The sequence below is a fragment of the Acidovorax delafieldii 2AN genome (genome assembly GCF_000175235.1).
Taxonomy (GTDB): Bacteria; Pseudomonadota; Gammaproteobacteria; order Burkholderiales; family Burkholderiaceae_C; genus Acidovorax; species Acidovorax delafieldii_B.
Genome location: NZ_ACQT01000305.1, coordinates 1 through 3716 on the forward strand (window position 1 = coordinate 1; position 3716 = coordinate 3716).

Sequence of the window (3716 nt, forward strand, 5' to 3'; positions counted from 1 at the left end):
GGCGCAGATTGCCGCCGCCGGCCTGGTGATGCTGCTGCCCTTGGCCCTGTTGGCGGCCGGGCTCACGCATTCACGCGGCTATCTGGTCGATGCCCCGCAGCAGTACCAAGAGCTGCTGAACTACATGGCGCGCACGGTGCTTGAGCTGCGCCTGAAGCTGCCCGCCGACATGGCGGCCCACCTGCCCGAGGGCGCGGCCGAGATCCAGCGCATCATCGCCAGCTACCTGGGTGCGAAGGCCGGAGCCCTGGCCATGGCCGGGCGTGCCTGGCTGGGTGGCCTGCTGTTTGCCTACATTGGCCTGCTCATCGGCGCGCTGGCGGCAGTGCGCAGCCCGGCCCATGCACGCGGCCCGCTGGCACAACAGCTGCGCGAACGCATCGTGCTGTTTGGCGAGGCTTTCGGACAAATCGTGGCGGCGCAGTTCTGGATTGCCGCCTTCAACACCCTGCTGACGGCGCTGTTCCTGCTGTTCGTGCTGCCGCTGTGGGGGCTGGCCCTGCCCTACACGCCTGTGCTGATCACGCTCACGTTCGTGGCCGGCCTCGTGCCCATCGTGGGCAATCTGCTGTGCAATGCGGTGATCACCCTCGTGGGATTGTCGGTGGCCCCCCTCGCGGCAGCAGCGTGCCTGGGGTTCCTGGTGCTGATCCATAAGGCCGAATACGTGATCAACGCCAAGGTGGTGGGCCAGCGCACGCAGATCGGTGTGTGGGAACTGCTCAGCGTCATGTTCGTGGCCGAGGCGGTCTTCGGCCCCGCCGGGCTGGTGGCCGCGCCGCTGTTCTACGCGTACCTCAAGAAGGAGTTGATGGCGGCACGGTTGGTCTAGGGTTTGTTCCCACTATTTTGGCCATGGGAAGACACGCCAGCCGAGCCGATCCTGGCGCGCGACGACACCAGGGCCTGTGTCTCGGCGAGGAACTCCACAACGGGTGGCGCAGCCTTCCCTTGCGTCACGCCCCCAAGAGAGGGCCGTTCGCTGCCTTGCCAACCCCTCGCTGGCGCCACACCCCAGCTGCGTTTGGCGCCTTGCGCCAGGCCCTTTGGGATCGCAACCTTCTTGGTAAAAACAGTGCGCGCAGCCCCTGCCCGCCAGGTGGACGCAACGCCATGCGCAAGGGCGCACGTTCGAGCCCGCAACCCGCTGCACCGGGTGAGCGCCCCCGCTGGCGAGAACGCGCGGGCTGCCGATCGGCACGCTGGGGCGCCCGTGCCAGCCAGGCTTATCTAGCACGCCGGACACCCCACATGCTTGCCCTGACGCCCCAAAACCCTCAAACCCCTGGGTATCTCCCTTGCCGTGTTTCAAGGCTTGAAAAGTAGAATCCAGATGTAATTTTTTCACACCCGTCACACCAGTGACACGGAATGGCGGGCATCTGCTTTCTCTTTCTTTCTGCCCGGGGCACCGCATGACCATCGCAAAAAAACTGGCACTTCTGGTGCTGTGCGCGCTTTTCGGCATGGTGGTCATGACGGCCTGGTTCCTGGTGTCCGAGCGCAAGCTGATCCTTGAGGAACGCCAGACGGGCGTGCGCCAGGTGGTCGAGGTGGCCCACGGCATTGCGGTGCATTTCCATGCGCTCAGCAGCAAGGGCGCCATGACCGATGAAGAGGCGCGCCAGCGCGCAGCCGCGGCCATCCAGGCCCTGCGTTACAGCGGCAGCGAATACATCTGGATCAACGACATGCATCCGCGCATGGTGATGCACCCCATCAAGCCTGAAATGAACGGGCAGGACCTCACGGCCAACAAGGACGCCAACGGCCAGCCCCTGTTTGTGGACTTCGTGCGCACCGTGAGAGCGCAGGGCGCCGGCTTCGTGCCTTACATGTGGCCCAAGGCAGGCAGCGACACACCGGTCGAGAAAACCTCGTACGTGAAGGGCTTCGAGCCCTGGGGCTGGGTGATCGGCTCGGGCGTGTACATCGACACCGTCAACGCCACCATCTGGCAGCGCGCCCTGGGCTTTGGCGCCGTGGCGCTGGTGCTGGCGGTGGCCCTGCTGGTGCTGGGCACGCTGGTTGCGCGCAACCTGCTGCGGCAACTGGGGGGCGAGCCCGACTACGCACGCAGCATTGCGCGCAGCATCGCACAGGGCGACCTGGCGGTGGCAGTGGCCACGCGGCCTGGCGACCGGTCGAGCCTGATGCTCGACATCCAGGCGATGCGCGACAGCCTGCACCGCATCGTGCAGCGGGTGCGCAACGGCACCGAGCACATCGCCAGCGCATCGCAGCAGATCGCCGCGGGCAACCACGACCTCTCCTCCCGCACAGAATCGCAGGCCAGCGCGCTCGAGCAGACGGCGGCCTCGATGGAACAGATGACATCCAACGTGCGCCAGAACGCCGACAACGCGCACCAGGCCAGCGTGCTGGCGCAATCGGCGTCCGACGTGGCGCGCCGGGGCGGCAGCGTGGTGGAAAAGGTGGTGCAGACCATGGGGTCGATCGAAGCCTCGTCGCGCAAGGTGGCCGACATCACGGGCGTGATCGAGGGCATCGCTTTCCAGACCAACATCCTGGCGCTGAATGCCGCCGTGGAAGCCGCCCGTGCCGGTGAACAAGGGCGCGGCTTCGCGGTGGTGGCCACCGAAGTGCGCAGCCTGGCGCAGCGCTCGTCCGAGGCCGCCAAGGAAATCAAGGCCCTGATCGGCAACTCGGCCAGCGAAGTGAAGGCCGGCACCGAGCTGGCCCAGGAAGCCGGCACCACGATGCAGGCCGTGGTGGACAGCGTGCTGCGCGTGTCCACCATGATCGAGGAAATCAGCCAGGCCAGCCGCGAGCAGACCGCGGGCATCGAGCAGATCAACCAGGCCGTGGCGCACATGGACCAGGGCACGCAGCAAAATGCCGCGTTGGTCGAACAGGCCGCTGCCGCCGCCGCGTCGCTGCAGCAACAGGCCCAGGAACTGTCCCACGTGGTGGCCACTTTCCACCTCGACGCCGCGCGCAGCGCCCAGCCATTTGCCGCAGAACCACGGCAACTGGCCTGAACGGGGATAACCCGGGCTGAATGGGGCTGAAGCGGCGCCGCGGACGACCGCGCAGACGAGCGAACCCCACGGGGACAGCCCTGCCAGCGCGCCTTGCACCCACGGGCCGCTATGCCCGGGACAGGAAAAGCCTTGGATGGGCCAGCTGCCCACACGCGCATGGACTGCCGGCAAAGGACATGCGTTCCGTGCGCCCGCGCGTTGCGCCGCCAGCCATCGCTCTCCTATCGCCCGCCACCCACCCGGATCGCGGGGCCCGCAGGCGTATCACGGCCAGCCCACCGGCCGCACCAGCGCTATTCATTTCGAAGCATTTCGCGCCCGCTGCGCAAGCGCCAGCGGCCCAAATGGCTTAACTTCGGGCTGCCCGCCCACGGTGGAGGAATCCCTTCACGGCAGGTAGGCCCATGGGCGGCGCAACGCAGTGCGGCGGGCATTGCCTCTGTTGCCTGTTGCCGCCGCCAAACGCTCTGGATACAGGAGCGTTTAGCGCCCACTGCACAAGCGCCAGCGGCCCCTCAAGCCTGAACTCTGCCGAACTGCCGCGCGGCAAACGCCCACACCAGGGCCGACGCGTCGGGGCCGGCCGGGTCGCTGTGGGGCATGCCGCGTGCGCCGCCGCTCCAGGCATGCCCCAGCCCCGAGATTTCGCGCAGGACCACCTGCGTACGGCCGCGCACCCGGTATTCGGTCACCCGCGCCGCATGGCGCCGT

The 3716-nt window shown here is 67.4% G+C and carries 2 protein-coding genes and 1 pseudogene; 2 read left to right on the forward strand and 1 reads right to left on the reverse strand.

Annotated features, from left to right (window positions below; translation table 11 throughout):
• Both ACDELDRAFT_RS20095 and ACDELDRAFT_RS20100 read left to right on the forward strand, forming a co-directional pair.
• Nucleotides 1-832, forward strand: an 832-nt coding sequence (locus ACDELDRAFT_RS20095) for an AI-2E family transporter (RefSeq protein ID WP_005799892.1), incomplete at its 5' end; no start/stop codon positions are given.
• A gap of 583 nt (nucleotides 833-1415) precedes the next feature.
• A complete protein-coding gene (locus tag ACDELDRAFT_RS20100) occupies nucleotides 1416-3002 on the forward strand; it encodes a methyl-accepting chemotaxis protein (protein WP_005799893.1) in 1587 nt (528 codons plus the stop codon).
• A gap of 518 nt (nucleotides 3003-3520) precedes the next feature.
• Here ACDELDRAFT_RS20100 and ACDELDRAFT_RS24340 read toward each other — a convergent pair.
• Nucleotides 3521-3716 (reverse strand): annotated as a pseudogene (locus ACDELDRAFT_RS24340) (phospholipase); the annotation flags it as partial.